This window comes from Methylobacterium sp. WL18, from assembly GCF_008040015.1.
GTDB classification, from domain to species: Bacteria; Pseudomonadota; Alphaproteobacteria; order Rhizobiales; family Beijerinckiaceae; genus Methylobacterium; species Methylobacterium mesophilicum.
In genome coordinates this window covers 1-2112 of sequence record NZ_VRVD01000735.1, presented here as the reverse complement: position 1 = coordinate 2112, position 2112 = coordinate 1, and the positions used below count along the sequence as shown (strand labels likewise).

The 2112-nt window shown below is 70.9% G+C and carries 1 protein-coding gene and 1 pseudogene; both read left to right on the top strand.

Annotated elements, in window-relative coordinates:
• The coding region (locus FV228_RS27665) for an extracellular solute-binding protein (RefSeq protein WP_147857432.1) at window positions 1-1830 on the top strand (1830 nt) is incomplete at its 5' end.
• Window positions 1831-1834: 4 nt separating this feature from the next.
• Window positions 1835-2112 (top strand): annotated as a pseudogene (locus FV228_RS27660) (hypothetical protein); the annotation flags it as partial.

The following is a 2112-nucleotide window of genomic DNA, read 5'->3' as shown; positions in this document are numbered from 1 at the left end:
AGCCGGCGCGGCCTCATCCTCGGCGCCGGCGCGCTCGCCGCGATCCGTCCCGCCTGGGCAGAAGGCGAGGAGCGCCACGGCCTGTCGAGCTTCGGCGAGCTGAAATACGGCCCCGGCTTCGAGCATTTCGACTACGTGAACCCGATCGCCCCCAAGGGCGGCCGGTTCTCGACACAGCTCGCCGGCACCATCGGCAACCAGTCGCTCAACACCTTCAACACGCTCAACATCTACGTGCTGCGCGGCGACGGTGCGGCCGGGCTGGACCAGACCTTCGACAGCCTGATGGTCCGTGCGCTCGACGAGCCGGACGCCGTCTATGGGCTGGTGGCGCGCGCCGTGACGGTGAGCCCCGACGGACTGACCTACCGGTTCGCGCTGCGCCCGCAGGCCCGGTTCCACGACGGCTCGCGGCTGACCGCGCAGGACGCCGCCTTCAGCCTCAGGCTCCTGCGCGACAAGGGCCACCCCTCGATCTCCGAGGTGATCCGGCCGATGACCGACGCCCGGGCCGAGGGCGACGAGACGCTCGTCATCACCTTCGCCGAGGGCCGCGCCCGCGACCTGCCGCTGTTCGTGGTCCAGCTGCCGATTTTTTCCGCGTCCTACTACGCCAAGCGCGACTTCGAGGCCGCGAGCCTCGAGGCGCCGCTGGGCTCGGGCGCCTACCGGGTCGGCGCGGTCGATCCCGGCCGCTCGATCGGACTCGACCGGGTGCCGGATTACTGGGCCGCCGACCTCGCGGTGACGGCCGGCCAGAACAACTTCGACGCGATCCGCTACGAGTATTTCCGGGATCGCACCGTGGCGTTCGAGGCGTTCAAGAGCGGCGCCTTCACGTTCCGCGAGGAGTTCACCGCCCGGGTCTGGGCCACCGGCTACGACTTTCCCGCCGCCACCGAGGGGCGGGTGATCCGACAGACCGTGCCGGATGCGCGGCCGAGCGGGACGCAGGGCTGGTGGATCAACACCCGCCGCGAGCCGTTCCGCGACCCGCGCATCCGCGAGGCGATCGGCCTGTGCTTCGACTTCGAATGGTCGAACCGCAACCTGATGTACGGCGCCTACACGCGCACCGCCTCGTTCTTCGAGAATTCCGACCTCAAGGCCACGGGCAAGCCCTCGGCCGAGGAGCTGGCCCTGCTGGAGCCGATCAAGGACCTGCCCCCGGAGGTGTTCGCCGAGGCCTGGACGCCGCCGGTCTCGGACGGGTCCGGCCAGGACCGGGCGCTGCTCAAGCGGGCCGACGCGCTGCTGCGCGAGGCCGGCTGCACCCGCCAGGGCGGCGGCCTCCTGCTGCCGGGGGGCAAGCCCCTTTCCATCGAGTTCCTGGACGACGACCCGGTCTTCCAGGCGGTGACCCAGCCGTTCATCCGCAATCTCGGGCTGCTCGGGATCAAGGCGAGCCATCGCACCGTGGATCCGTCGCAGTACCAGGCCCGGGTCAACGACTTCGACTTCGACGTCACGTCCCGCCGCTTCGCCGGCGGCGTCACCCCGGGCACGGAGCTGCGCGAGCTCTACGGCTCCAAGGCAGCCGCCACACCGGGCTCCAACAACCTCTCGGGCGTGGCCGATCCGGCCATCGACGCGCTGCTCACGGCCATCGCGGATGCCAAGTCCCGCGCCGCGCTGACCACCGCGTGCAAAGCCCTCGACCGGGTGCTGCGGGCCCGGCGCCTCTGGGTGCCGATGTGGTATTCCGGCGCCCACCGCCTCGCCCTGTGGGACGTCTACGGCCGCCCGGCCAACCCGCCGAAATACGATCTCGGCGCGCCCGGCACCTGGTGGTTCGACGCCGACAAGGCCAAGCGGATCGGGCGGGACTGAGACCATGCTCGGCTACATCCTGCGCCGCATCGGCCTGATGATCCCGACCCTGTTCGGGATCATGCTGATCACCTTCACCATCGTGCAGTTCGCCCCCGGCGGCCCGGTGGAGCGGGTGCTGTCGCAGATGAAGGGTCAGGGCGACGGCACCCTGTCGCGGGTCACCGGCGGGGGCGGCGACCTCGGCGGCGGGAAAGTCGTAGCCGGTGGCCCAGACCCGGGCGGTGAACTCCTCGCGGAACGTGAAGGCGCCGCTCTTGAACGCCTCGAACGCCACGGTGC